This is a genomic window from Acetobacter sicerae (genome assembly GCF_011516765.1).
In the GTDB taxonomy this organism is placed as follows: domain Bacteria; phylum Pseudomonadota; class Alphaproteobacteria; order Acetobacterales; family Acetobacteraceae; genus Acetobacter; species Acetobacter sicerae.
Map to the genome: position 1 here is coordinate 1 of NZ_JAAABN010000027.1, position 25,200 is coordinate 25,200.

The 25,200-nt window shown below is 57.2% G+C and carries 36 protein-coding genes and 1 pseudogene; 29 read left to right on the plus strand and 8 right to left on the minus strand.

Annotation, left to right across the window (positions count from 1 at the left end; translation table 11 throughout):
- Nucleotides 1-649 precede the first annotated feature (649 nt).
- From GVI59_RS16665 to GVI59_RS16705, 9 genes are all read left to right on the plus strand, one after another.
- On the plus strand, nt 650-1,648 hold the full coding sequence (locus tag GVI59_RS16665) for a DUF3991 and TOPRIM domain-containing protein (protein ID WP_173575205.1): 999 nt from the start codon (nt 650-652) through the stop codon (nt 1,646-1,648).
- Nucleotides 1,645-2,319, plus strand: coding sequence for a hypothetical protein (locus GVI59_RS16670; protein WP_173575206.1), 675 nt, complete (start codon nt 1,645-1,647; stop codon nt 2,317-2,319). The genes GVI59_RS16665 and GVI59_RS16670 overlap by 4 nt, the downstream gene beginning before the upstream one ends.
- Nucleotides 2,316-4,367 carry a UvrD-helicase domain-containing protein gene (locus tag GVI59_RS16675; RefSeq protein ID WP_173575207.1) on the plus strand — a complete coding sequence of 684 codons (2,052 nt, stop codon included), beginning with the start codon at nt 2,316-2,318 and terminating at the stop codon, nt 4,365-4,367. Before GVI59_RS16670 ends, GVI59_RS16675 begins: the two co-directional genes overlap by 4 nt.
- A 1-nt stretch (nt 4,368) precedes the next feature.
- Complete coding sequence (locus tag GVI59_RS16680; RefSeq protein WP_173575208.1) at nt 4,369-4,587, plus strand: hypothetical protein; 219 nt, start codon at nt 4,369-4,371, stop codon at nt 4,585-4,587.
- Nucleotides 4,584-5,465, plus strand: a complete 882-nt coding sequence (locus GVI59_RS16685) for a DNA/RNA non-specific endonuclease (protein ID WP_173575209.1) — start codon at nt 4,584-4,586, stop codon at nt 5,463-5,465. Before GVI59_RS16680 ends, GVI59_RS16685 begins: the two co-directional genes overlap by 4 nt.
- Before the next feature lie 563 nt (nt 5,466-6,028).
- Nucleotides 6,029-7,126 carry a DNA polymerase IV gene (gene dinB / locus GVI59_RS16690; protein WP_173575210.1) on the plus strand — a complete coding sequence of 366 codons (1,098 nt, stop codon included), beginning with the start codon at nt 6,029-6,031 and terminating at the stop codon, nt 7,124-7,126.
- Between the two features lie 200 nt (nt 7,127-7,326).
- Nucleotides 7,327-7,524 carry a hypothetical protein gene (locus GVI59_RS16695; protein WP_173575211.1) on the plus strand — a complete coding sequence of 66 codons (198 nt, stop codon included), beginning with the start codon at nt 7,327-7,329 and terminating at the stop codon, nt 7,522-7,524.
- Nucleotides 7,521-7,790 carry a hypothetical protein gene (locus GVI59_RS16700; RefSeq protein ID WP_173575212.1) on the plus strand — a complete coding sequence of 90 codons (270 nt, stop codon included), beginning with the start codon at nt 7,521-7,523 and terminating at the stop codon, nt 7,788-7,790. The genes GVI59_RS16695 and GVI59_RS16700 overlap by 4 nt, the downstream gene beginning before the upstream one ends.
- 46 nt (nt 7,791-7,836) lie before the next feature.
- The gene (locus GVI59_RS16705) at nt 7,837-8,148 is read left to right on the plus strand and encodes a hypothetical protein (protein ID WP_173575213.1); all 312 of its coding nucleotides are present in this window, start codon (nt 7,837-7,839) and stop codon (nt 8,146-8,148) included.
- Nucleotides 8,149-8,201: 53 nt separating this feature from the next.
- Here the strand turns inward: GVI59_RS16705 and GVI59_RS16710 are convergent, their stop codons facing one another.
- Together GVI59_RS16710 and GVI59_RS18875 are read right to left on the minus strand one after the other, a co-directional pair.
- Complete coding sequence (locus tag GVI59_RS16710; RefSeq protein ID WP_173575214.1) at nt 8,202-8,477, minus strand: HU family DNA-binding protein; 276 nt, start codon at nt 8,475-8,477, stop codon at nt 8,202-8,204.
- A gap of 158 nt (nt 8,478-8,635) precedes the next feature.
- Nucleotides 8,636-8,773, minus strand: a complete 138-nt coding sequence (locus tag GVI59_RS18875) for a hypothetical protein (RefSeq protein ID WP_206752376.1) — start codon at nt 8,771-8,773, stop codon at nt 8,636-8,638.
- A gap of 24 nt (nt 8,774-8,797) precedes the next feature.
- On the opposite strand from GVI59_RS18875, the gene GVI59_RS18880 reads away from it, so the two are divergent.
- Together GVI59_RS18880 and GVI59_RS16720 are read left to right on the plus strand one after the other, a co-directional pair.
- Entirely contained in the window at nt 8,798-9,085 is a 288-nt protein-coding gene (locus GVI59_RS18880) for a hypothetical protein (protein WP_206752377.1), read from the plus strand.
- Nucleotides 9,082-9,441 (plus strand): hypothetical protein, encoded by a 360-nt coding sequence (locus GVI59_RS16720; protein ID WP_173575216.1) that lies wholly within the window; start codon nt 9,082-9,084, stop codon nt 9,439-9,441. Before GVI59_RS18880 ends, GVI59_RS16720 begins: the two co-directional genes overlap by 4 nt.
- Here GVI59_RS16720 and GVI59_RS16725 read toward each other — a convergent pair.
- From GVI59_RS16725 to GVI59_RS16735, 3 genes and pseudogenes are all read right to left on the minus strand, one after another.
- The gene (locus tag GVI59_RS16725) at nt 9,433-10,149 is read right to left on the minus strand and encodes a nuclease-related domain-containing protein (RefSeq protein WP_338422116.1); all 717 of its coding nucleotides are present in this window, start codon (nt 10,147-10,149) and stop codon (nt 9,433-9,435) included. The genes GVI59_RS16720 and GVI59_RS16725 overlap by 9 nt on opposite strands.
- A 229-nt stretch (nt 10,150-10,378) precedes the next feature.
- A pseudogene (locus tag GVI59_RS19145) lies at nt 10,379-10,645 on the minus strand (HU family DNA-binding protein); the annotation flags it as partial.
- Between the two features lie 155 nt (nt 10,646-10,800).
- Entirely contained in the window at nt 10,801-10,980 is a 180-nt protein-coding gene (locus GVI59_RS16735) for a hypothetical protein (RefSeq protein WP_173575218.1), read from the minus strand.
- 60 nt (nt 10,981-11,040) lie between these two features.
- Here GVI59_RS16735 and GVI59_RS16740 point away from each other — a divergent pair, with 60 nt between their 5' ends.
- From GVI59_RS16740 to GVI59_RS16790, 13 genes are all read left to right on the plus strand, one after another.
- Complete coding sequence (locus GVI59_RS16740; protein ID WP_173575219.1) at nt 11,041-11,340, plus strand: hypothetical protein; 300 nt, start codon at nt 11,041-11,043, stop codon at nt 11,338-11,340.
- A 42-nt stretch (nt 11,341-11,382) separates the two neighbouring features.
- Nucleotides 11,383-11,745 carry a hypothetical protein gene (locus GVI59_RS16745; protein WP_173575220.1) on the plus strand — a complete coding sequence of 121 codons (363 nt, stop codon included), beginning with the start codon at nt 11,383-11,385 and terminating at the stop codon, nt 11,743-11,745.
- Between the two features lie 500 nt (nt 11,746-12,245).
- Nucleotides 12,246-12,563, plus strand: a complete 318-nt coding sequence (locus GVI59_RS16750; RefSeq protein ID WP_173575221.1) for a hypothetical protein — start codon at nt 12,246-12,248, stop codon at nt 12,561-12,563.
- A 75-nt stretch (nt 12,564-12,638) separates the two neighbouring features.
- Nucleotides 12,639-12,764 (plus strand): hypothetical protein, encoded by a 126-nt coding sequence (locus GVI59_RS19315; protein WP_277876427.1) that lies wholly within the window; start codon nt 12,639-12,641, stop codon nt 12,762-12,764.
- A 30-nt stretch (nt 12,765-12,794) separates the two neighbouring features.
- The gene (locus tag GVI59_RS16755; protein ID WP_173575222.1) at nt 12,795-13,265 is read left to right on the plus strand and encodes a hypothetical protein; all 471 of its coding nucleotides are present in this window, start codon (nt 12,795-12,797) and stop codon (nt 13,263-13,265) included.
- Between the two features lie 272 nt (nt 13,266-13,537).
- Nucleotides 13,538-13,942 carry a hypothetical protein gene (locus tag GVI59_RS16760; protein WP_173575223.1) on the plus strand — a complete coding sequence of 135 codons (405 nt, stop codon included), beginning with the start codon at nt 13,538-13,540 and terminating at the stop codon, nt 13,940-13,942.
- A gap of 992 nt (nt 13,943-14,934) precedes the next feature.
- Nucleotides 14,935-15,723 carry a helix-turn-helix domain-containing protein gene (locus GVI59_RS19150; protein WP_242013182.1) on the plus strand — a complete coding sequence of 263 codons (789 nt, stop codon included), beginning with the start codon at nt 14,935-14,937 and terminating at the stop codon, nt 15,721-15,723.
- A gap of 146 nt (nt 15,724-15,869) precedes the next feature.
- Nucleotides 15,870-16,172: a replication initiation protein RepC gene (gene repC, locus GVI59_RS19155; protein ID WP_242013183.1), complete on the plus strand. Its 303-nt coding sequence runs from the start codon at nt 15,870-15,872 to the stop codon at nt 16,170-16,172.
- A 54-nt stretch (nt 16,173-16,226) separates the two neighbouring features.
- Entirely contained in the window at nt 16,227-16,517 is a 291-nt protein-coding gene (locus tag GVI59_RS16770; protein ID WP_173575224.1) for a DUF2312 domain-containing protein, read from the plus strand.
- 174 nt (nt 16,518-16,691) lie between these two features.
- Entirely contained in the window at nt 16,692-17,000 is a 309-nt protein-coding gene (locus GVI59_RS16775) for a hypothetical protein (protein ID WP_173575225.1), read from the plus strand.
- 60 nt (nt 17,001-17,060) lie between these two features.
- Nucleotides 17,061-17,327 (plus strand): AbrB/MazE/SpoVT family DNA-binding domain-containing protein, encoded by a 267-nt coding sequence (locus tag GVI59_RS16780; RefSeq protein ID WP_242013184.1) that lies wholly within the window; start codon nt 17,061-17,063, stop codon nt 17,325-17,327.
- Nucleotide 17,328: 1 nt separating this feature from the next.
- Entirely contained in the window at nt 17,329-17,658 is a 330-nt protein-coding gene (gene mazF, locus GVI59_RS16785; RefSeq protein WP_173575226.1) for an endoribonuclease MazF, read from the plus strand.
- 383 nt (nt 17,659-18,041) lie between these two features.
- Nucleotides 18,042-18,722 (plus strand): Abi family protein, encoded by a 681-nt coding sequence (locus tag GVI59_RS16790; RefSeq protein ID WP_173575227.1) that lies wholly within the window; start codon nt 18,042-18,044, stop codon nt 18,720-18,722.
- A gap of 119 nt (nt 18,723-18,841) precedes the next feature.
- Here GVI59_RS16790 and GVI59_RS16795 read toward each other — a convergent pair whose 3' ends face one another.
- From GVI59_RS16795 to GVI59_RS16805, 3 genes are read right to left on the minus strand one after another with little or no spacing between them, the layout of a single operon-like run.
- Entirely contained in the window at nt 18,842-19,213 is a 372-nt protein-coding gene (locus GVI59_RS16795) for a cupin domain-containing protein (protein WP_173575228.1), read from the minus strand.
- Nucleotides 19,210-20,493: an MFS transporter gene (locus tag GVI59_RS16800; RefSeq protein WP_173575229.1), complete on the minus strand. Its 1,284-nt coding sequence runs from the start codon at nt 20,491-20,493 to the stop codon at nt 19,210-19,212. Before GVI59_RS16800 ends, GVI59_RS16795 begins: the two co-directional genes overlap by 4 nt.
- A 1-nt stretch (nt 20,494) precedes the next feature.
- Nucleotides 20,495-22,558: a TonB-dependent receptor gene (locus GVI59_RS16805; protein WP_173575230.1), complete on the minus strand. Its 2,064-nt coding sequence runs from the start codon at nt 22,556-22,558 to the stop codon at nt 20,495-20,497.
- 147 nt (nt 22,559-22,705) lie between these two features.
- Here GVI59_RS16805 and GVI59_RS16810 point away from each other — a divergent pair, with 147 nt between their 5' ends.
- From GVI59_RS16810 to GVI59_RS16825, 5 genes are all read left to right on the plus strand, one after another.
- Nucleotides 22,706-23,590: a helix-turn-helix transcriptional regulator gene (locus GVI59_RS16810; protein WP_173575231.1), complete on the plus strand. Its 885-nt coding sequence runs from the start codon at nt 22,706-22,708 to the stop codon at nt 23,588-23,590.
- Nucleotides 23,591-23,888: 298 nt separating this feature from the next.
- Nucleotides 23,889-24,431, plus strand: a complete 543-nt coding sequence (locus GVI59_RS16815; RefSeq protein ID WP_173575232.1) for an RrF2 family transcriptional regulator — start codon at nt 23,889-23,891, stop codon at nt 24,429-24,431.
- Nucleotides 24,432-24,466: 35 nt separating this feature from the next.
- On the plus strand, nt 24,467-24,673 hold the full coding sequence (locus GVI59_RS19160; RefSeq protein ID WP_242013185.1) for a cupin domain-containing protein: 207 nt from the start codon (nt 24,467-24,469) through the stop codon (nt 24,671-24,673).
- The gene (locus GVI59_RS19165) at nt 24,667-24,858 is read left to right on the plus strand and encodes a cupin domain-containing protein (RefSeq protein WP_338422117.1); all 192 of its coding nucleotides are present in this window, start codon (nt 24,667-24,669) and stop codon (nt 24,856-24,858) included. Before GVI59_RS19160 ends, GVI59_RS19165 begins: the two co-directional genes overlap by 7 nt.
- A gap of 21 nt (nt 24,859-24,879) precedes the next feature.
- On the plus strand, nt 24,880-25,137 hold the full coding sequence (locus GVI59_RS16825; RefSeq protein WP_173575233.1) for an NAD-dependent epimerase/dehydratase family protein: 258 nt from the start codon (nt 24,880-24,882) through the stop codon (nt 25,135-25,137).
- The last annotated feature ends 63 nt before the right edge of the window (nt 25,138-25,200 follow it).

Below are 25,200 nucleotides of genomic sequence, written 5' to 3' on the forward strand. Positions count from 1 at the left end.
TCCAGCGTGTCACTCTCTATCGATATGTCGGCCCAAAGGGCGAACTTAGGGACTACGGAAAGCGCGTCCTCGGCTTAGCGTAGGATTTCGCCCCCTCCCGCAAACGACCCCTCGTTTCCTTCTGGAGGAGGTCTGTCATGGCGTGTTCTGTCCGGTTGCCGCTTCAACCACCCCCGCAGGCGGGGGTGGCACGGGGGCGGGGACTGACCTCGCCGTCATGCGTCCATGATGACATCCACGAGCCAGAGGTCTCAAGACAACCCTTCGGGCTCAGGCACGCATGCTGCGACAAGGCGCAACCGCGTTCATCGCAGGGCTTTGCCCCGCGCTGCCCGCAGCCGCACCTCGCTTGCCTGCATACCACCGGTCTTGACACCTCTGGCTCGTGGACGTCGTGGCGTTGGCAGGACGGGACGAGAAAAACGTCAGTCCCCGCCCCCTTTCAGCGGCAACATCGGGGGCTGCGCTGCCCCCGAACCCCCGCAGGACGAACAAGAAAAACAATATTTCGGTTCTTTTTCGTCAATGCAGTATTGCACTATTTCGAGAAAATAAATGTGTCTGTTTCGACGTTTAATTACTTGGAGTGGTCGCCTCCATGTACTAACATCCATCTGTATTCAGAAGTAATCGTGAGTGGAGATCCGTCATGATCCAGCGTCAGACCCCAGAGCAGGCCCGTGAGGAACTCGTGCGGTTTCGTGAGGACATCCGCTGCGATGTAGTTCTCGAAAAGGCCGGTTACAGGCTCGATAAGACCGAGAGTAGCCGCAACAATCAGAAGTATCGTCGTGGTAAAGGCGAAAGTATTGTCGTCAACCATGGCGGTCGTGGATGGTGGTCGCCGCACCACAACGCGACCGACAGACACGGGAAGGGATCGGTGATCGATCTCGTGCGCTTCCTTAATCCGGGGATGTCGCTCGGCCAGGCACGACAGGAACTGCGTGGATTGCTCGGTGTCGCTGCGACAGGGGCGACGTTCCAGCGCGCGCCCCGTGAGGACCGTCCGCGTCATGATCCCTCGTTCATGTGGAACCGCCACGCGGTCGTGACGCGCGGCTCGGCCGCCTGGACTTACCTCACGCTCACCCGTGCCTTGCCTGAAGGTCTGCTGGCGCATGTGGCCCGGCAGGGCGTCCTGCGCGAGGGTGTGAACGGCACCGCATGGTTTGCCCATCACGACAATGACGGGACGCTGACCGGCATGGAGATGCGGGGACCGGAATACCGGGGGTTCTCCTCGGGAGGCGGTGGCAAACGTCTGTTCCGTTTTCGGGCAGACGAAGGAAAGCGTCCCGTGCGTCGTCTGGTCATCTGCGAGAGTGCGATCGACGCGCTGTCTTTCGCCGCGCTCGACCACACTGTCTTCCGGCAGGGCACGCTTTATGTCTCCACCGCAGGCGGTCCCGGACCCGATGCATGGGCGGAACTGAAGGCGCTGATGGCCTCCCTCCCGCAGGCGCAGGGGCGCGTGATTGCGGCCGTGGACGCTGACGCGCAGGGCGACCGTTACGCCGAAAACTATATCGCGATGGGTGAGGAACTGGGACTGCTGGCCATGCGCCTCTCCCCCGACGCCGAGTTCAACGACTGGAACCGTGTCCTTCAGGACAAACGCGCCAACCACAAGGAAAACGTAGCATGACCCATACCGATCCCCTGACCCGCGTGCTCTCCTGGGAGGCCGCGACCCTCGAAGCCTGGTTCCAGCATAAGCTGGCCCGCTCCCTGTGGAGCGAGACTGGCTTTGCCGGACATCCGCGTCACTATCTCATCGGCACGGATGGGCTCACCGACGTGCAGGGTCTCATCATCGGGGGCACCCGCGAGGGCGCGGACTGGGACCGGGGCGGGCTGTTCAGGATCTTCACCGAGGATCGTGTCATTGCGACCGTCGATGGCAATCGGGCGCAGGAACTGCGGATCGAACACCGACCCGAGGTGATGCGGCAGGTGTTTCCGTCGGCAGGAGCGGTGCCGTGTCGTGAGAACACGGTGCAGAACCTGCTCATCGCCTCCCGGCTGGCCATGATGTTTCATCGCAGCACTGAGGCGCGCCGTGTCTGGGCCACCCATGTCCAGCGGGTTTACGCACAGGGTGGTCCGGTGAGTGAGGAGCGGCATGTGCCGACCCAGCTTGTGTGGATTGGTGAGGACGATTATCAGGCGGCCGCTCTTGTGCTCGATGGCACCTGGATTGACGAACTGGTCGGGTTCTCCACATTCCGTCCGATGATCGTGCTGGTGGAGAACGAGCAAGTCGTGCGGGTGGACCCCGCCTGCGAGCGTATCCTCAACGCGGAGCGGATCCGGTGAGCGCGCAGACGGGACTGGCTCCGATCCTTGAGCCTCTCACACCGTCCCAGCGCGAAGCCGCACTCGCCGAAGGACGGGTTCTGGTGCTGGCTGGTGCTGGAACGGGAAAAACCAAGACGCTGACCGCGGGTGTCGCCACCCGTATCCGTGCGCGGGGCATGCTGCCGGCGCGGATCCTGTGCGTGACGTTCACCAACAAGGCGGCCGCCGAGATGCGTGAGCGGATCACGGGTGTCCTGGGTGAGGGACAGGCTCCCACGTGGCTGGGGACGTTTCATGGTCTGGGTGCGCGTCAGCTGCGCGCCGAGCCCGAGGTTGCGCAGCTGCGTTCAGGTTTCGATATCCGTGACGCCGACGACAGTCTCGCCATGATCCGCCGGATCATGAAGGGACTGCCCGAGCATGAGGTGCCGGTACCCGAGGATGGCAAACGCTGTGACGCCCGGCAGATCAAGAAAATGGCGCAGCGTATCGGTCACATGAAAGATGAGCTGGTGCGTCCCGAGGACGCCTGGTCGTGGGTGGCGGCTCTGCTGGCCCGCCGTCGGGCAGTGCACAAATGGGCGGACGAAGAAGGATGGAATTTCGCAGCCCGGCTCTACGGTCTCTATCAGGCGACCCTGCGCGAGCAGAACGCGGCGGATTTTGGTGATCTCCTGATGTGGCCCACGCTGGCGCTCCTCAATGACAAGGTTTATCGTCGTCGCTGGTCAGAGCGGTTTACCGCGGTCCTTGCTGATGAGTTTCAGGACGTCAATCACGGCCAGATGCTCTGGTTGAAGCTGATGTCAGAATACTCCGGCGAACTGTTCTGTGTTGGTGACGACAGTCAGTCGATCTATTCGTGGCGTGGCGCCAAGATTTCGTTCATTCGCAATTTCCAGAAGACCTTCCCGGACGCGACGTTAGTCAAACTGGAAGAGAACTTCCGCTCGACGGGCCGTATTCTTGCTGCTGCCAATGCGGTGATTTCTTTTGACGAGGACCGGATCCCCAAGACCCTTTATACGAAACGCGACGCCGGCGAGCTGATCGAGGTGGTGGATTACGGATCAGGTGAGGCGGAAGCTCAGGGTATTGCCGCCGAGATGGGATCACGCGCAGCGGATGGCGTAGCCTGGCGGGATATGGCGATCATCTATCGTCAGAACCGACTGTCCAGGGCGCTGGAAGAGGCGCTGCTCCATGCGCGCATACCCTATGAGATCATCGGTGATGTGGGCTTCTATCACCGGGCCGTCGTCAAGGACGCGCTGGCGCTGTTGGTTCTCTCCGGCTGCCCTGACTCCCGCCAATCCGACGAGGCATTCCGGCGCGTGGCCAACCTGCCCAAGCGTGGACTTGGCGCCAGGGGTATGGGGGAAATCGAAAAGGAAGCCCTTGCGCGAGGCCTCAGTCTGTTTGCCGCCGTGGAGCACGCGGCGCTGCCGTCAAAGGTAAAGGCGGCATTGGTGGAGTTCGGCCGCATTGTGCGTCTGATTGGCATGGATCCCGAGCTGCGTCTGTGCGAGCGCATCGAGCTTATCGTGGACAAGACTGGCTACAAAAACATGCTGCGCGCTCTGGGCACAGAGGAAGCCAAGGATGCTCTGGGTAATCTCAATGAACTGATCACACTCAGTGAAGGCTTTGTGCGGACACAGGATCTTCTGGAGCACGCGGCTCTGGCGACGTCAGGTCCGAAAGAAACCGGCGGAGACAGGGTCCAGCTGATGACCATGCACCGCGCCAAGGGTCTCGAATTCGGGCATGTGTTTCTACCCGGCTGGGAAGAGGCGGTGTTTCCGGGGACCGGTGACCGCAATTACGAGGAAGAGCGGCGTCTTGCTTACGTGGCGCTGACGCGGGCGATGTATCGCGCGACCATCACCTGGGCGGGGTTTCGGCACGGCATGCGCTCGGAGCGTTGCGGTTTTGTGGACGAGATCCCGCTCGAGCATCGTCACGCGGGCTGGTTGCGTAAAGCGCGGCAGGACACGACGGACGGGCAGAAGAACAGCCCGTCATGGCAACGCGCGCAGGCGCAGATGGACGCACTGGGGTTCTGAGATGAGCGAGAACGGTTATTCACTCCCTTTCGATCAGGCGCCTCAGCGCAAGCCGGTCCATCGCACACGCTCTGGCTGGGCGCATGATTGTGAGGTCTGCGGTAAGGGTGCGCCGTTCGGGTTCGATCACCCTCGGGGCGGGATGCACTGGTTCTGTTCGGAGCATCGGGAAATGGGCGAACGGAAAGAGGGGATGTCGATGAAGAGGCCATCCGCATGAGGCGCGTCGCAATTCTCGCGGGGCTTGCGCTTAGCGTTTCGCTCTCGTCGGTCGCCCACGCCGAGGTCATCTCCTGCGCCACGCAATTTCCGGGTGGTCAGCCGCCCGCGGTCGTGGACGAGACCCTGCGTAGCGGCACCGTCATGCTGTGCAGTCACGGTTACGCCGTGCTGGTATCGGAAGGGACGCACGGGCCGCTCTGGGCAGCGGAGTATCTGTCTGAGGAAAATCTCGAAGTGGCGGGAAACACGCCCCGTCGCGGCAGTTTCTATCCCGATGGGCGGCTTCCGCTCAGCATGCGGGCGGAACTGTCGGACTACCGCGGAAGTGGCTATGATAAAGGTCATATGGTCCCATCAGGAGACGAGGCGGGGCTGTCATGGCAGGCCGAGACGTATACGCTCTCCAATATTGTGCCGCAGACGGCTGAACTGAACCGGGGTGCCTGGGTCGGTGTGGAGAGTGCTGTGCGTGGTCTCGCGGACCGCGATGGGGAGCTCTATGTCGTCACGGGTCCGGGCTACGATCCAGACGATCACCAGACCATCGGGCCGGACCGGATTCCGGTTCCGGCGTTAACGTGGAAAGCCATCTACGACCCGGTCAGCAATGGCACAGGCGTCTATGTATGTCTCAACACCACGACGCCGCAGTGTCGTATCATCTCGGTCGCCCTCCTCGCGCAGCTCGTGCGGATTGACCCGTTTCCGGGTGTGCCGGCGTCTGAGAAAGACCATGTGATGGCGATGCCGCCAATCGAAGATAGTCCTTATGCGATCGAGCACGATGCCAGCGCACGCGGACTTCTGCGGGAATGGGCTGCGCCCAGGGTGCAGAAGGCGTTGCGCGAGCTGGTGAGGGCGATGCGGGATGGGTGAGATAGTGTCTGTTTCCGCGTAGTGATCCAGATAGGCGGTGACGGCTTGCCTATAAAAAATTGTAGGTTGCCAATAAAAAACTGTTGCTCAGAGAGAAAATTCGTTCCTATTGGGTGTCGTCTTTCAATTACAGTAAAGCGACGTTCTCATGGAAAATCATCGTACACGGGCCGTTCTGGAGACTCTCAGAAGCATGGGTGCATCCGATTATGGTATGTCTCGCGGTAAGTCGGAAACCTCGAAAGTACACCGCTTCCGTTTGCGGAATGGGGAGCCTGTAGTGGTTCAAACAAATAATGTTGTTCCACGGATGTGGTTATTAGCGGCTCATGACGACGCAATTCTACGTCGGTTAGGACAATGCACGCACTATTCGGCGGATGACGGGCGTAACCATCATCTTCAACAAGTGCGCGAGTTCAATGGAAGAGAACTCGTTAAAGTTACATTGACGGCAAACATGGCGACGTTGCGGGATACGATAAACACGATTGCTACAGCGTAGCATATCAACTCTCGCCGATGATCTTGTTCCGTTCTCACTCTACGGGCAGGATCATGCGATGTCGCCACCTCATCCGCATGACGGCCAGCGCCGCATTCTGCATATCGACATGGATGCCTTCTACGCCTCCATCGAGCAGCGCGATAATCCGAGGCTTCGTGGTCGTCCGCTCGCGGTCGGCCGGGAAGAAGCGCGTGGTGTTGTGGCGGCCGCCAGCTATGAGGCGCGGCCTTTCGGTGTGCGCTCGGCCATGCCGTCCATCGTGGCCCGGCGCCAGTGTCCGGAACTGGTCTTCGTGCCGCCCCGTTTCGAGGTCTACCGGGCGGTATCGGCGCAGATCCACGCGATCTTTGCGCGCTATACGCCGCTGATTCAGCCTCTCGCGCTGGATGAAGCATCGCTCGATGTCACTGACCATCTTGAAGAGTTTGGTTCAGCAACCGCGATCGCCGAAGCGATCCGCGCGGACATCCGGAAAGAAACGGGTCTGACGGCTTCTGCCGGCGTGTCCTACAATCGGTTCCTCGCCAAACTGGCGTCAGATCAGAACAAGCCAGACGGGCTGTTCGTCATCACCCCGAAACAGGGACCGGTGTTCGTGGCGGCGCTTCCGGTCGAGACGTTTCATGGCATTGGTCCGGCGACGGCCAGAAAGATGCATGCTCTGGGCATTCACACTGGTGCGGATCTGCGCACGTGGCCTGTTGAGGCTCTGCGCGGGCATTTCGGCAGCGCGGCCGAGTTCTATTACGGGATCTCGCGTGGCATCGACGATCGTCCCGTCAATCCGGACAGGCAGCGCAAATCCATCGGCACGGAAACAACCTTCGAACGGGACGTCGCCTCGCAGGATGACCTGCAGGCCGCGCTGGATGCGATCGCCACCAAACTCTGGGCGTCCTGCACGAAACGTCAGCTGAGTGGCCGCACCGTGACGGTGAAAGTCAAATACGCTGATTTCCAGCAGGTGACCCGCGCGCGCTCGGTGGCAGACCCGGTGACCGACGAACGTGAGCTGGCGATGCTCGCGCGTCTGGCGCTGCAGACGCTGTTTCCTCTGGAGAGACCCGTGCGTCTTGTCGGCCTGACCCTGTCGGCCCTTGTAGAGAGCAATGCGCCTCACACGGCGCAGCTGGGGCTCTTCGAAAAGCAATAGCGTCGTCACTTAACAGCTTCAGTCGCAGGCGCACGAAGTATTCCTCCATGACGAGATGAATTCGGGCATCTCAGCGTGCTTTTATTTCAGGGGAATTATTCCATGCCGTATCCGTCGTTCAGGTTCTGCTTCAGCGCCGCTCGCTGTGCTGGAGCAACACGCGGTTCCTGCCGCGTCCATGCAGTATCCGGGGTGACACAATGATCGAAGCCGGCTCCGATCTCATGACGCTTCAGCACGGTATCCTGATTGCTGGTGCAGTCTGGTTTTTCCTCTGTGGCTTCGCCACCTCGAAGCGACAGACGTGGCTCACCGCCTCTCTTGCAGGATTCATGGTGCTCGGCCTGGTGTATATGGTGGTGGCACCGACACAATCGGCGATGGATGTGTTTCCATGAAGCGGTTGCGAGGACCGCGCCAGTCGGATCTGTTCGGATGGCGGCGTCCTCGTGCCGCGCCCCGCCTGCTGGCTCATGCGGTTGATGTCGGCGATCACGGGTGCGTCTATTCACCCGGGATGACCATGGTCGCGCTCTTTGTCTGCGCTCGATGCGGATGGGAGTCCGAGTGGATGGAGAGGCCCAACATGACCGCGACAAAAAAAGGAATTGCCTGCGAGAACTGCAACAGCTCAGACGTCGCGGCCTCTTGTCAGGACAGGTGAATCAGGGATTGTTCTTTCCGTTCTTCACAACAGAAGGGAATACACCATGAAAAGAACAACGGCTGTCCTGGTCGCCGGTCTCCTTGCGCTGTCCTGTGGATATGCCGCCCATGCGGACGAAGACCATGCTGCGCCTTCAGGCAAGCCTCTGCGAGTGGCGACCACCTGGGAGCCGGTCAATCAGTCTCTGGCGGATCTGATTAACGGGGGAGCAAAAGTCGTCTCGGTTGGTCTGGGCATGGGAGGACCAACAGCTGCCGTGGTTAAAGACGGCCATTACATTGTCTGCGGCGTGGAGACCCCAGGAGGTTTCGCCAAGCGCAAGAATGCTGAATCCGAGTGCTATCGCATCAACTGACGAAATGCCGGGAGGAGAGAGACCCACGGGCCTCTCTCTTTTCCGTTTGCCTTTCAGGACGCGAGTGCATCCTTGAGCGCCTTGGCAGCCGTGAAGCCAAGACTGCGTGAGGCGGCGATGTCGATTGCCTCACCCGTCTGCGGATTGCGACCTTTGCGTGCCGCCCGCTCGCGCAGGTCGAACTTTCCGAAATCCTTTATCGCCACAGCATCGCCGGTTTTCACAGTCGTCGTAATGACGTCGAAGGTCGCTTCCAGCGCCTTTTTCGCGTCGGCTTTGCTCAGATCCGCACGCTCGGCGATGGCCGCGATCAGTTCGGAAGTGTTCATTGTGGTCTCTCTCCAGATCAATAAAGAAGCCGGTCCCATCAACAGGACGGCTTGTCGAAAGCGTCACTATGGCGGAAAGGGCTTAACGCGCCACCACCAGAGCAGCATGGCGCCATGGCATGGTCGTGACGTTGGATGCGACTGACGACAGACGCATCTCAGTCGCACGCCTGACCGTTACGACTGTTCGTGCGCCTGGTCATGGGGACGCGGGCCGCTCCGAAAGGACAGAGAATGAAGACAAGTTTCCTTGCCCTGCTTGCCGTAGCAGCGGCGGCTTCGAGTAGCGTCGCCATGGCGCCGGACCGGTTGAGCGCTCCATGGGGGGCGGTTTCGGTTCGGGGCGTGCCGAGGTGGTCTCGAAGACCCGCATTTCCACCACGTTCGAGGCGACGGCTGATAAAAGCCTGACGGCGCTTCTCGACGAGGGGTATGCCATCACCTCTGCGACGGGTGACGACGGCCAGATCCTCTATCTCATGAAGGACGCCCATGAGGGTGAGCATAATCGGTGGTATCGCTGCGAACTGATCAGCGACAGCAACGGAAACGTGCGCCTGGGCCTCAGCCATCATGCCACTTCTGACTGCAGGGCGCTGAACTCATGAGTCTCGATACCAAAGGTCCGTTCCGCACGCCGACCCAGCAATTCATCGACGCCATCAGGAAGGGGTTTCCGGGACAGTTTGTGGGTGTGGACTCCAGTCGCGCCGCTGAGGTCGACGCCGACGACGAGTCACCGGAAGCCGCTGACTGGATCTACCTGAAAAACGGGATGGCCGTGAAAATCGGCTACATCTCCGAGGACAACGACCGTGTGTTCGATATCATCAGCGGCGAGCCGGGTGGCGATGAGACGCTCGATGAAGAGTTCGGAGAGGGCGATGACGCGCCGCTCGAACTGGAACAGGCGACGCTCGATGAGCATGTGGCCTTCCTGCGCGGAGAACGCGTCTCAGACTGATGCCACAGGGCGTTTTCGCTGCGTGACCATGATGTGATCCCAGATACGGGTCCGCGACGCATGGGGCGCGCGGTGCGTGGCGGCCCTGATCTCGCCGGCCAGTATTTCCGGATTGAGCACACACTCTGCGAGCATCGGATCGGTCTCGGCCGATCCGGTCAGCACGACACGCGACACGACCTGAAAATCCAAAGCAATCGGGGCTACCACGGCCCGCACGGCGGCACAGTGGCCCATGTTCTGATGAACCGGGCTGAGAACCAGACGACCGTCTTTCTCAGTCCCCACGCGTTGGCGCCACCAGCGATCTGCGGGATGACCGGACAGACGTCCGGAGTAATGCTTGGTCTCGATCACCATGACGGCGTCTGGGAGCAGAACCAGATGGTCGATCTGGGTAAAGCCGGGACCGGTCATGCTGGGGAGATGCACGTCATGAAGGGTCGGGAGACCGCACGACGCAAGGGTCTCGCGAACGATGCTCTCGCCCTGCTTACCCTTGATGTCAGCACGGAGCGCCTGCCAGGCGGCATGGGCGCTATCGGTCCGTACACGACGGGTTGGCGTGCCTTTCGGGCGACGCTGGATCCGCACCATCAGAGAGCTACGATCGGAAGCACGAGGCTGGTGGCGGGCATGAGGTCTCCTTTCAGTGGTGGCAAAGGAGAGTCTGTCATGCCCGCGTGCGACTGTGCCTGTTTCAGGCACAGCGAGAAAAAGACGTTCGAAAAGGCGGCGATCAGCTCTGCTTCTTAGGGCGTCCACGACGTGCTTTGACGGGCGCGCCCTGCGGAGCCTCGACTGCCTTTGCAGGACGCGCCGTTAGTGTTTTTGCTGGGGCGTTGGCCTTTTTCGCAGTGCTGACAGAGGCCGTCACGGGTTCCGCCTTCTTCTTCGCAGGCCCTCTGGTGGCTTTTGTCTTAGGCTTCGCTGGGGTCACGCGCTGCTTGAGCACAGGCGATGCCTTGAAGCGTACCGTGCGTCCGGCCTCGACCCAGACTTCTTCAAGGGTACGCGGGTTCAACGCCTTGCGCGCAGGGGTCTCACGCACGGTGAATGTGCCGAAACTCGGCAGGGTAAAGCTGCCGGTTTTCTCGATTTCGGTCACGATCGCCTCGATCAGATCCTCGGCCGCCCTGGTGGCTGCAACCCCGGTGCTGTCCATGGAGTCCTGCAGCACCGCCGCGATAAAAGCCTTGCTCATATTTTCTTCCTGTCCCTCTCAACAAACTGCGCTGCCGTATATTGATCTTGGTCGTGGCATGAAAGACGTAAACACGTCATGATTATTACGGGATGAAGAAACATTGCCCGTCTGTCGCACTATTTCTTTTCGCGACGCAGGCGTTTTCGGTAAATTCAATGGGTCGTAAGGAAGTCCATGACCGATGAGGCTGCAATGAGACAGTCAAGAGTTCCTACGTGACGCCGATCGTAAGCCACAAAAGGAAATAAAAGAAGCGAGGGAAGAGCCGCGCCATAGGCCGCCATGTCGCCGCAATGATCCACCCCTGCGGGGGCGTGCGTTTCGCGCGTCATTGCCCCGACACAGCGTCTATGCCCGCGAAATGGAGATCACAGAGATAAAGGATCTCCGAAATGGGTGTGACCGTCATATCGACCATCATCGTCACAGGGCAGCCCGACAGGCTGCGGGAAATTGCGACCAGCCTCAATGTCGGAACCGATGCCGTCGATAGCATTATCTCCCCTGAAAATGGCTCCCTCGAATTCTCCACCTACAACGGTGGTGGCGGTCTTTTGCGCTATCACGGGGACCGCATCGCCACCGCCTATCCCGATGTCGTCGTGCGCGGCTGCGAGTTCTACGATTGCTGTGAGGATCCAACGCTCGCCCGGTGGGAGCATGGAACGACCACGTATTTCTGCGATCTTTAAAGCATCTTCTCTTTCGGCGAGCCCGATACCGGTCAGCCGATCGTGCGGCTCTGGAAGAACGGGGAGGGGATCGCTCAGGCGCTTGCCGACTGGGATCTCGCTTCCTGTTTCAGCACGCTGGGCAACCGCACGGAAATTGCACCCCGCTGGAATCACTTGGCCAGTGGCGGTGTGCGTCTTCTGCTGCGCAGGCCCTCGGATGGGCTTGCAGACGGCCTTGCCATCTCGCTTGAGCCGTGGAGTGGACAGGTCACGCTCATACAGGGGATCGACGAGCATGGCGTGTGCCGTGACCAGCGGCCCGAAAGCGTCGCATGGGTCTCGCGACGGTTCCCTGAAATCCCTGCTGCGCAACGCAACCTCTGGCGCGGTGAAGCAGAAACACGGCGCCGTGTCCCTTCATAGCAACCCAATGACACCCCTAGCCCGACTGTAATGGCGACCCAACGAACAACCGTAGGGCGACTGTAGAGCAACAACACAGCTACCCATAAGGAGAGGGTCTTCATACACCATTGCACCGTTGGTGCGGCGGCTGCGCCGGGGGCAGACCGGATGAGGCAGGGAGGTAGGTGTGAGCTACCCCCTCTGCGACAGTGGGGGAGGCCGGGAAAGGACATGCGGAAAGCCCTAATAAGTCGCACGCAAAGAGATGATCGTTAGGCGGACAACCCAGATGGAGCTTTCACAATGTCCCGCAAACATGTTCGTCCAAACTATGCGGCGCTACCTGACCTCTCCCCCAACGCGGTACTCGCAGGACTCGCTCACGTTTTTGAAGGTACGACCGTGCGCTCGGTGATGATCGGAGACGCGCCATGGTTTGTTGCCGACGATCTAGCTGGCGCGCTCGCCTACACCCACCGAGGAACGGTGACGAGCTTTGGAACCATGTGGCGAAGGCGATGGCCAACAAGCCGTATAAGGCGCTTGGCATGGATGTTCCGTTCCGGACGGCCGAAGAACGGGATCATCGTGTGCAGGAACTCATACGCCTGGGCGTTGCTCAGGAGACCCTTGCGCAATCCGACCAGGATTATGGATGTGAAGTGCAACGTAAGGTTCAGGCGATCACTCTTGAGAACACGGCCGGTGCACGGCTTGCGGATATCGACCGTAAGATTGAAGCGGTCATGAAACATGCCGGGCCGACGATGACGACCACGGAGCGCGTGTTGCGCTGGCAGAGGGCGCGCACTGTTTCGCCCGGACCGAGTATATGACTGATTTTTATACCGGTTCCAGATTTTTTCCCTTATGGGAGTGTCGTCAAACCGATGTAATCTGGAGTTGTCTGTATGCGTTCTCTTGCTGTCGTTGCCCTTCTGCCCGTTCTGGCTCTCGCCGGATGTGGTGATGATCCCCAGGCGGCGACCGAGGGAAACTTCAAGAAAGCTCTGAATCAACACTATGAAAAGTCCTGAATTCCCGTAGGTGAGCAGTTCGTTTTTACAATGGGCAAGGCGGATTTCCCCTATACAGCGGAAGGGGATGACACGCGCCTCTGGGACGCGCTGGCGTCAGCCGGCCTGCTGTCGGTCAAAGACGAGACGGTTCAGAAACCGGTTCTATTCGGAATGGGCACGCAGACCGTGCACCAGAAAACGTATTCCCTGACGGAAACAGGCAAGGCAGCGAGATACCGTAACTCGTTCCAGTTCTGCACCGGACGGTATGCGGTGATGTCGATCGACCACTTCTCCGAGCCGGGTACGGTGCTAGGTGGAGGGCAGAAGATTTCCGAGGTGGTTTTCCACGTCACGGCGACGGATGTACCTCAGTGGGCGCACAACCCGGATATTCAGAAAGCTTTTCCCGATCTTGCGACAGCACTTCAGAAAGATACCGTCCAGAAGGCCGTCATGGTCCAGACCAATAAGGGTTGGATGGACGCAGACGATTTTAACGCCGCAACGGCAAATTAGGAGCTTGTTCCCGTCCTGTGTGCCGCCAGCGCATAATTCCGCGCTGACTGTGCTACTGGTCTGATCACTGTGTGAACTTACCTGGATATTACCGTTCGGTGAAGCAATGGTCTTCGTGGATTAAATGTCTGCTTGCGCCTCATGTCGGCCATAAGACGACCTGTTCGGACTTCCAGAAAGCGACTACCTTGGTGCCAATCGGGACAGAAGGCCAATGCGGGAATGGTACTGCTCAGAAACGTTCGAATCACACTCTTGGGATAAGTATAGCGATGCGTATGTTTAAGTATTCGTTTTTGGCGGTATTACCTATTGCACTTGGAGCAACGATAGCTGAAGCCGCAGATACAACGATTTTCACGCCATCGACACCATGCTTGACTTATCTGGACTACGCAATAAAGGACACAGCCTCCCCCAATACGCCAGAAGCGCGAAGCAGAGTCATTTCAGCAATGAGCATAATGAAGCCGTTTATGACGGAATTTGCCTCGCTTCATATGAAAGTGCTCATGGGGCAGATTACGCAGATTTTCTTTATCAGAACGGAGCTTGAATGCCGTAGCCATTCCGACCAGCATTTATCCGAAGTAATCCGAAAGGTTGGTAATGGCATTGTTGATAACGTCAACACGAGTTTAGTAGAATCAGGGATTAAGCCACTTAAAAAACTTTGACCTTATCATCTACCGTGCGGAGAGCGCATATGTTCTGATTGCCGTGGATCTGGAACCCGACCGCGACGGCTTTTCTCGCGTCAAATGAGCCTGCCACCTACAACCGACAACGACTTCGAAAAGGCGCGCTACCGGTTTTTTTACGTCCGAGGAAGATGCAACGCCCGTCCTCTTGGGTCTGAACCAAGCGTCTCGTTCCCACCCTCATGATTCTTCTATGAAACAAGGTTTGAGACACAGAAAACGGGAGGCCGGATGGACCTCCCGTTTTCTGTAATCACCTGTTTATCGTGAGACGGACTGCGATCCATCTCGGTGATTATGATGCACGGTTTCTTTTTGAGACAAAGGCATTATGCAGCGAGACGATCACGCAGTGCTCTGGCGGCCGCCATGATGCTCGCCTCCTTAGATTTGGCCCCTTCGGGTTCACCACTGTTAAGCCGCACCATCTCTTCGAACGCATCGCGTGCACCGATTCCTTCGTCCTGTCTCAGTACTACCGCTGATTTAACAGAGCCAAAATCGTAATGGAATCGTTAATACGGGATTTTGCTAAAAAATGTTGCAAGACATTGCAGAGTGAAACAGCCGCACGTCACTTCCAATGGTTTCGTCAGTCTTGAGAAAAATTTTTGCTTAGTCGCGTACCGTTCAGGCTTGATGACAGCACGATGACGAAGGGGAAGGAATCGTCTTCCCCTGAGCACCGGTACCCGGCAAGGAAGATCCTTGCTCTGTAGATGGAGGCAATCGGATGACCTGAACCTAGATACGTTTAAGGCCCCGCTTTCGCGAGGCCTCAGTGACGTCGATCTTTAACCTTCAGACCGGTTTAGCGACCGGAGAAGGTAGGAAAACTGTTCAAGCGCGAACTCTTTTTCTTACACTTCTGGCTGAAATGCAAGGCTTTCTTGCAAACGGGATCGGCTTATCTGATGCCAACGCGCCCCGCGAGGCCTCGGCTTAACCCGAGACCAGAAGAAATTGTGATGAATCAGATTATTACCGGGCGAGCTGCAGGTGTGCGGCGGATTACGCCTGCGATGGTGCAGGCCCAACGCGCCGCCGAAATGCAGCCGATGAGCGATGCAGCACCGAAGGATATCCTCAGTGTGCTCCGCAGGGCGCGTAGCGCTATCGGCCTGACGTGTCAGCAGACTGAGCTTCTGGCTTTTCTTGTAAGCTGGATACGTCCGCAGGACTGGGGAGACGACGGTCTGCCCATCTGCGCGGCTCGTAACGCAGACATCATGGAACGCTTCGATCTCGGCCGGACCCGCGTAAAGGAACTGATCCGTTCACTCGCGGAAGGCGGCTGGCTTATCTGTAACGACAGCCCGAACGGTCATCGGTTCGTGCGACGCGCAGGACGCTCAGGACCGGTGACGCACGGCTACGGATTTGACCTCTCTCCCCTTTCACGACGCTACGCGGAACTCGAGGCGGCCGCCCTGGCGCAGGAAGAGAGGCGCAGGGAAGGGCGCAGGCTTCACAGCGACATCATGATGCTGGCCCGCAGGGCGCTCGCCCTCTGCGCCACGGAGATGAAGCGGGCATTCCCCAGGGACGCCTTGAGACCTACGAGCAGGAAGCCCGCGACCTTCTGGCACTCAGAGGCCGCGATCGCGACGTCGCCATTCTCGCACCGATTGCAGCGCGGCTTCAGCAGCTCGTCGAGCGTCTGGAAACCGAGATTCTTGCCGTTTTTCCTATGGAAAGTGACCCCAAGGGGTCGCCCGAGCGTCCCCCTATTACTACTACAAACCCAGACCATTTAGCTAAAGCTACAGTAAGCGGAAGCGGCTACGCCGCTAAGGCTCATGAAGCTTCGCGTAACGGGGGCGAGCTCCAGCCCACGTCCAGCACCTCGCCGTTGCGCGGATTTAAGGCCACACCATCCTTCCTTCTCCAAATCGCACCCGACTTGCGAGACCTGTGCACCAGCAGTCATCCATCCGAGCGCGAGATCATGGAAGCGATCCCGTTCCTGTGCCACGGACTGGGAGTTTCCACCCATGCGTGGCGTCAGGCCGTGAATGTTCTTGGTCCCTACGAAGCGGCAGTCGCCCTGTGCGTGATAGCCGCACGTCATGGCAGGGGAGAGGTCCGTTCACCGGGCGGCATGTTGCGCGCCATGATCGCCCGTCACGCAGAGGGCACACTTGCGCTCGATCGCTCACTCTACGGTCTGGCTGAATATCTCGACTCATCGAAATCTGTCCACTGAACAGTTTTCAGTCGCACGGGTCCGACAGACAATGGGCGAACGAAAGGAGATGTCATGCTGGCAAGAGTTGATGAAACCACACACACTGAGGATGCCTCAGAGCAACCCAATGTCGGTGGAATTGCAGCGGATCGTCTGCGATCAATCATCGAGCGTGTTGAAAGGCTTGAGGAAGAGCGGAAAGCCCTCTCAGGGGACATCAAGGATATTTTTGGGGAAGCAAAGTCGGCCGGCTTCGACGTGAAGACGATCAAACATATCCTTAAGCTGCGAAAACTTGAGCCTTCAGAGATCGAGGAAATGGAAACGCTTCTACAGATCTATATGCGTTCACTCGGTATGTGAGACGGACGTATCTGTCTGTCACGCGACGCGGCCCATGGGCGCGTGCGTCCCACGCACGCCGACAGATGTAACATCGAGGACGTGAGACGGCCGGTCTGCTCGGGAAGAGATGGGAGATGTGCCAGTTTTGGACACAGTGCGAGAAAACGATCGCGTTGGGAGAATTGGATTGTAATGGGACATGATACCACGAAGCTCGTGACGATCCTCGCCCCGCTGGTCGAGCTGGAAAAGCAGGCCGCGTCCTGTGCGTCGCTTGAGGAGTACCACGCTTTGCGTAGGAGCGGTGAGGCGACGAACACACAGGTTCTCGGTGAGATCAGGGCATTCGTGAAGGAAGGTGAGTTTTCACTGCAGGAAATGCGCGAACTTTATTACAGTGTTCTGAGGGATCGCGCCTATGCGGACGAAGTTGAAGCACGGGCCAACGTCACGGCCATCCTCAATGAGGCTTTTGAAGGGGGCGAGGGATGGAGCCGATAAAATGCGGGGTTGATGTTTATACGGCGTTGACACATCTTTCCGCGACCAGATAGTATCACTATGTCGATACTTAAAGGGGCGCTCATGCATATCTTTGTAAAAAAGTGGGGTAACAGCGCATCTGTACGTCTTCCCGCTGCGATCATGAAAGCTGCTGGTCTGCAAGTGGATCAGGCTGTCGATGTCAGAGAAGAAGCGGGGCGGATCATCATCGAACCGGTTAAGAAGCCCGATTACAATCTGGCCGATCTATTGGCGGGTATCACACCTGAGAACATCCACGAGGAAGTCAGTTTCGGCGCGCCTGTTGGCAAGGAACGTCTGTGAGATGGACGATTATGTGCCATCAGACGGTGATATTATCTGGCTGAATTTCACGCCGCAGTCAGGTCACGAGCAGGCCGGACATAGACCGGCCGTGGTTTTGTCCCCTGCGTCGTACAATCGTATCGGACTTCTTCTGTGTTGTCCTACGACTACGAAAGTAAAAGGCTATCCCTTCGAGGTGGTCATTTCCGGTAAAAGGCCGAGTGTCGCGCTCGCGGATCAGATAAAGTCGATTGACTGGAAATCAAGGGGAGCCAAACGAAAAGGTCGGGTCACTAATGACGAACTTTTCGAAATTCGGGCAAAAGCCCGCGCATTGATCGGGACATAGGTAATGAAAGACACAAGCTATATTATGCACAGATTAGTTGCGGCGCCGCTTGCGGTCGTCTGCGTCTGCGCATCGCTCACTTCTGCTGTGGCTCAAGAGGCATATCTCCGCAGGCTCGGCACAGCTGTCGATGATACGTTGCCAAGAGGTGCCAAGGCGCGTCCAATTTCGTTCATGCCCGGTGTGGTGTTCAAATTTGGGGATACCAAGTACGCAATGACCGGTAGTGAGCTGTGTCCAGCTCCCCCTTTGCCTTTATCGCAAGTTAGGTGAAGGGCATTAAAAAAGGCCCCGTTAAGGGCCTTTAGTGCGTGCTCTCGGGCGCATATCCAAAGACAGAGGCGTATCCGAGAGATACGCAACGAGATATACCCGTCAGCGTCATGACGGTCAACAATTTCCCACTTTCGGAACCGGTTCTGCAAGCCCTGCAGACAAGCCTCTCGCCAGAGCGGTTTTCAACCTATCTCCGCGCGTCCGGCGGGAATCAGGAACAGGCTCTGCGCCTCTATTCACGCAACACGGCCCTCAGTGCTGCGTTCTACGGACCGCTGCAAGGTCTGGAAATCGCCGTGCGCAATGCCCTGCACCGAGAGCTGTCTGCGCTGTCCGGACCTGAATGGTACGACAATCGGTTGACCGCTCTCAACCCCAAAGCTCAGGAACAGGTCGAGCGTGCCAAGAGGGAGGTTCGACGCGAGCACCAACGGGCAGATCCGCCTCATGTCGTGGCCTCTCTCAGCTTCGGGTTCTGGGTCGCACTCCTGGGTAAAGGAGGAAACAGTAACTACGAGATGACCCTATGGCGCCCAGCGCTGGTCAAAGCTTTCCCCTCTGCCCGTCTCAGTCGAAAGCAGGCTCATCAGCAACTGGATTATCTGCGGACATTCCGTAACCGCATCGCCCATCACGAGCCGATCTTCACCCGCCATCTGGCGGCCGATCACGAGGCTATTCTTCGAGTGACCGGTTGGATTTGTCCCCTCACCCGTGACTGGATTGCTTCACACAGCCGAGTACCCTCACTTCTGGCGCAACCGCGTTCAATCGATTTATTGTTCTGAGATTTTCAGGCCAAACTCTACGACAGAAATGGGGGGAGGGCGGAAGGTCCGCATTCGCAGACTATACCTATGCGACAAGAAACTTTTGTGCGCCTAAAGCCAACTCCCTCCCGCTCGATTTATACAGATGCAGCCTGATGACGATTACCATCATGATTGGTGATAAACATCAGAGTGACTGAAACGGGCGCATCCTGCCGATGCCAGACCTTTCCCGGAACAACCAGAACGTCTCCCTTTTTTGCAGTAGAACTGACCTCGCCCTGTTCTGTTCGAAGTGTCAGCGTAGTCTCCCCTTCGACTACGAGAAGAAATTCATCATTTGGATGTTCCTCCCAGGGCGTAGAGCCTTTGAAGCGCAAAAGTCCGACGTCATGTGTTCCAAACGGGAAAAGCATTTTGAGCCCGTTTGTGGGCACAGAGTCCGTTTCCCTACCAATATCAATAGTCGATAGGTCAGCAGCTTCTTTGGAAAGATTAAAAATCGTCATGAGCGTCTCAATTGTCTGAAGGATTGTTTGGAAGGCTCAGTGTCATCACACAGGCCTGCAAGTTTTCTGGCTGCCGTCACCACAAGCAGCAGCGTGAACGCGCCAACGATCCAGGTCGTCAGAAATGTCCTGCTGTATCCGATGACGGATGCCAAAGGCGCGATCGACATGCCTGCGAGGACATTCGCCAGGCTCTCTCCACATTGAAGAAAGCTGTAGTCCATCCCCGGCCTTTCTTCTGAAGACCAGTTCATCAGCGTCGCCCAGACGGAAACGTAAAACCCTCCATCAAGGAAGTTTTCTATGCCAAGGCCCGCATAGAGCAGCATTGGCGTTGCCATCCCCCTTGTCTGCAGACACACCAACGTTCCAAGGAGCAGGGTAGACGGCCAGATGAGCAACGCAACTGCACGGCGGCAGCCCAAAAACCTGACTGCCGGGAAGCCGATAAATGCGCCACCGAGTGCACCACAGATGATGTTGGACATCTGAAGTGTTCCGGCAAAACCCAGACTGAATGATTGGTCCATCACCCAGGGCTGGAGCAGCATCGCGAGCGCTGAACTCGCAAATTTGAAGCTAGTCGCCATCAGGAGCGCCCAACGAAATCCCGGTTGCTGGAAAAGATCCATAAGGCGGGAAGGCTTCTGAAATCCCCTGTCAGGCTCGATGCTTCCTCTTAAGGGCAAAAGCGCCAGCCACAGGATAAAGAGTTCACACGCCGCACCCCACATCGCACCGGACCAGCCAAGCCGCTCGTAGATGAAGAGTGATCCTGCACCACCAACCACCATGCCCAGAAGAAATGAAATGACCTGTAAGGCATTGGCCAGTCCTGCATTCCGTCCCTTCATATGTGAGACGGCGCATGCATTCGTGAAAATGTCCTGCGTGGCAAAAATCGTGTTCAGAAGCAGAATGCCTGACAGGGCTAATAGAAAATGATGGCCAGGCGAGGCAAATCCCAGCAGCAGACAGACTGCGACCGCTGACATATGCGTCCATAAGGCGAGGGCTCCATAGCCCCATCGTTTGCCGGCATTGTCAGCGATTCCTGACCAGAAGCATTTCAGCGCCCATGGTAGAAATACCAGTCCTGTCAGGCCGATTTCCTTCAATGACGTTCCGCTATGACGCAAAATGGTTGAAAATGCATTGAAAGCCAGCCCCGCAGGGATACCCTGCGAGCCATACATGAGCCCGATTGCCAGAAGCTGTGTAAGGAGTGTTGTTCTGGTCTCAGCGTGGTCATTCCGATAGGAATGGGATGCAGCCTCCATGTCAGAAATTGACTCCGACACGAAAGCCCAACTGACGTGGATTGGCAGCCACGACATACCCGCCCGACAGACCGCGTGTAAAATAACTCGAATTGGTCAGGTTGTGTCCGTAAAGCGCGACAGTCCAGTGTTTCCAGCGCTTCTCGATCTGCGCATCCACAAGGACGTAGGGTGCATTCCGAATACTGCTGCTGGGATAGAGAGTTGTTCGTCCGCGCCGGACAACGCTGGCATTGACGGTCCATCCCGAAGCAGGATGCCATTCGCCCGAAAAACCGAAATTGCTTCGCGGAGTGCCAGCCATCTGCTTGCCGCTATAATCTGAGCCGTCAAAAACGAAGCGATCATATGCTGCGTAAGTCAGACCCAGGAACGCGTTAAGATGAAGTGTGTCGAGTGGCTTCCAGTGTGCAGTGGCTTCCATCCCCCGTGAGTGGGCGGTGCCGGCCGTCCCGATAAGGGATTCTCCTGCGCCATTCGTTGCAGAGACCTGAAGATTTGAGAGGAAATTGGCAAATCCGGTCGCTTCTACGGACCATCGACCTGTGAGATCTCCAAGGCGATAGCCTACTTCAAGATTATTGCCGTAACTGGAAGCGTAAGGTACCGAAACCGTACTGCTATAGGAACCGTACGGGCTGTAATTTGGCGGCAGGAAGGAGCGGGAGTAACTCAGCCAGCCGAACTGGCTTAATTTACCAGAAGGCTGAGGATTGTACTCGAGTTTCAGGCCTGGAAGGGGAGCAGTTTTAGAGACTGTCTGGCGTGGAAGGCTGTCCTCCATGCTATAAGCATAAGGCGTGTCCCCGCTCATGGCGCTCGTCCAGTTGCTGAGCGAGCTATCGACATGTTCGATACGCAGCGATGGCACGAGGCGCCAGCTTTCCGAGAAATGCCACCCAAGTTCCCCCATAAAGGCAACATTGGCTGTTCCTAATGTCGCAGTTGTACGGCTGGCATAGTAGGGCGACATATCAAAATCGTAGGGAGCCCAACGCTTGACCTGCTGCCCGTAAATCCCGCCTTTCCAGTCCAATGTTCCTGAACTTCCGGACAGCATGACAGAACCGCCGATCTGGCGTGTCGGTAGCGTGAAGCCGGAATTGGCGGAAAAGACCGAGTAGGGGTTGCTATAACGCCAGTCGGTAGAGGCTCCTCCGAACGTAACGTCCAGAATCATATGCTGACTGAAGCGCCGGTGATATTGTGCTGAACCAATGAGGTATTCTGTATCATTCACGCCTTCCGACGTATTGTAAGAGACATGGTTCCGGGCATGTTGTGGCGTTTCGAAGAAGTCATTGCCGCCGTGGTTCAGCATATGATGCAAGCTGAAGCGCCATTCTCCTCCGGCACTGTCCTTGTGCAGCAGTTTGATGCGACCAAACCAGCCATGCCAGCCTCCCGTATCGCTACGGTTCAGGGCACGATTGTGGATGTAGCCGTCAGCGGTTTCTCCACCGACGGACAGACGGAGACTGGTGGATGCATCAATCGGCAGATCGCCGGAAAATGTTGCTCTTTTTCGGTTTCCCGTTCCGTATTCGAAGTCCATCGCCCCGCCAAGACGGTTTCCAGGGTCTCGCGACTGCGCAGAAACCATGCCTCCAAATGCGTTGATCCCTTGCGTCAGCTGAGGACCGCGCATGACATCCACATTACTGAAATCAAACATCTGCCCCATGGCAAAGCTGGGAACAGGTATGCTGTCGATCAGGACGGGCGTGTAAAGAACCGGTCCTTCATCTTCCGTGCCACCAAGCCCTCGTACCATCAGAACAGGATTGTTGGGCGTTGTATTGGTGAATGACAGGTTCGGGACACGTTCGGCGATGTCGCCCAAAGTCTGCATTCTGTAAGCCTGCATGTCCTGTGCAGACACATGCGTTGTGCTCGTCGGGTTCACGAAAGCAGCTCGCTTGCCCCAGACCGTAACGGCTTCTTTCGAAGAGATGCAGGACTTTCCCGCGCTATCTCCCGGTTTATGAATGCATTTTACAGCTGGCGTTGCAGCAGCCCATCCGCAAACGGGTAAAGCCGTCAGAGCCGTACAGACAAACGCCATTGAGTTGATGCTCCGCAGACGGGCGCTAGTCCTGAGCCATGGAAGAGCGAGGTTTTCTTTCATGAGTCGTGATGATAATAATTCTTATTATCCCCGCTACCCGGATCAGTCTCTTTACCCCGATCGGACAGGAAAATCCGCGCTGTGATGGCAAAAGTCAGCTCAACTCAGGTTCATCAATCCCACCCGGACCGCATTGCTGGCACGTCCTTGCTGTATCCGCACTCACGTGGCTTTCCCGGAGGTCTGCTCACAAGTGGATTTGTGGCCGCTCGAGCAAGTGAGTTGAGCGGGCATTTTGATGAACCCGGCCTGACCACCCGTTGCACTTTCATCCTGTCAGGATCATGCAGCATGAAAGCTGGCGATCGGATTCACCATTTTCAGACACGTGATCTTATTCTGGCGCGTACATCTCGTGAGACTTTTACATTTGAGAACAGTGCAGAATTTTCCGCCCTTGAAATCCACGTGCCGCCGCTACTCCTTGGTGAAATGAAGATTGAGTCTCTTCCCGGCATCCAGATTCGGCCGCTGAAGCCTCAGGATCCAGCCATAAAAACGGCGAGACAGCTTCTTGGTTATTTGCGAATGGCCAATCCCTCTTGTTTGCAGGTTGCCAGACCAGAGATGCTGATAGGCTACGGACTGGCGATGACCACGTTGGGCTATGCCTTTGCATCGTGTGAAGCAAAGCGCCTGCAGTTAAATGGGAAAAAAACAGCATGCCTCGAAATCGCCCGGCAGGCTTTGCTTAAACATTTCGACCGCGCCCCAACGATTTTACAACTGGCGGCTATGTGTGATCTCAGTCCCACACGATTTAAGGAACTGTTTCGTCAGCAGTTCGGTTGCGCCCCCTACACACTGTATCAAGCCCATCGTATGGAACATGCCCGTTCTTTACTGCGGCAGAAAAACGTGACGGAAACGGCTATGGAACTTGGCTATAGTAACGCGAGTCATTTCAGTGCCGCTTTTCAGCGGCAATTCGGATACACCCCAAGCAAGTGGCAGCGTCTCATACTGTGAAAATACTCACATTTGATGATCCTGAATTTCGTATGTTCTGTTGGTCTGTGTAGTCCGCTTTTGGGAAGCCAAGAAACGTTCATTTATGTCTCTGATGAGAGCGTAGCCCGCCTGTCTGCTCCTGAATCATCGAGCGGACAGGCAGATCAGGCGAGAAGACAGCATGTCTGGTTCAGGGTTGGCTGGCATCAATGCGTCTGCGGGTGAGCAGGCGATATTTCAGCATTTAGTAGCTGCAAGCTCAGGATAACCACCACAGCATCTTGCGAATCAAAACGCGGACTTATAATATCCGCGTATGGCACTTTATGGCGCAAGCACCGAATACGTCCTGCATAGCCTGCTCTGGCTGGTCGACAATCCCGAACCTGTCAGCAGTCTCGATCTCGCAGAGCTGCAGGACATCCCAGCAGCGTTTGTCGCCAAGCAGCTTCCCAAGCTTGAAAAGGCAGGTCTGCTTATCGCATCCGAGGGACTGAGAGGCGGATACAGATTGGCCAACCCGGCTGACGAGATCAGTGTTTTGGCCGTGGTGGATGCGGTTGAGGGCCGAAAGAGCCTTTTCAACTGCCAGGAAATCCGCGGTCGCTGCGTCCTTTTCGATCAACAGCCACCCAGGTGGGCGACACAGGGCGTCTGCGGCATTCATGGTGTCATGCTGCGTGCCGAGCAGGCCATGCGGCAGGAACTGTCGCAGACATCACTCGCTGATCTCGCTCGATCAGTCCGGGATAAAGCGCCTTCTCCCTTCTTCGGAGAGGCGCAGTCGTGGTTCGACGGACGTGTCCAGACCCGTCGGACCAGCAAAGTCAGGCAACGGAAACGCTCAGACGTCTCATGACCGTGACCGGCCTCTTACCAACAGGAAAATTGAAAATGCGCAAACTTGTTGCTCTTGCCGCTGTGGCTGCGGGTTTCTGGACCCATGCCCTGCATGCAGAGACGAAAGTTACGCCTCTGATAGCGCATCACTTGCAGGGTATTCCCGGTAAGGAAGGCGCCATGCTGACGGTCGACTACCCCCCCCCGGAGGCTCGGACCCGATCCACCGTCATAACGCTTCCGTTTTTGTCTATGTGCTGAAGGGAAGCATCACCATGCAGGTCAAAGGTGGCGCGCCCGTAACACTGAAAGAAGGACAGAGCTTCTTTGAGGGACCAAATGATGTCCATCTCGTTGGTCGTAATGCCAGTCAGACGGAGCCCGCGCGCTTCCTTGCATTTTTCGTCAAGGACAAAACGGCTCCGTTTGTCTTTCCCGCCAACTGACCAGAAGGATATCGCATTATCATGAAGGTTCTTGTAGCCGGGGCGAGCGGGGCACTAGGCCGTCCGCTGATCAGGCGCCTGAGGGATGTCGGGCATGAAGTCTGGGGGCTGGCCCATCGTCCCGATAGTCTAAAGACGATCGAAAGGATCGGCGCTCATCCTCTGAAAGGTGATGCGCTTAACCGGGAAAATATTTTCGAAATCGTTGAGCGGATCCGACCGGAAGTAGTGATCGACGCGGATTTCTCACACTTGAGGCAATTTCGGGTCATTTTGTAGAATTCAGTCATCCCACAGGAGCCCGATCTGGAATATTGACGATATTCTGCTTCTGGCGGCGGG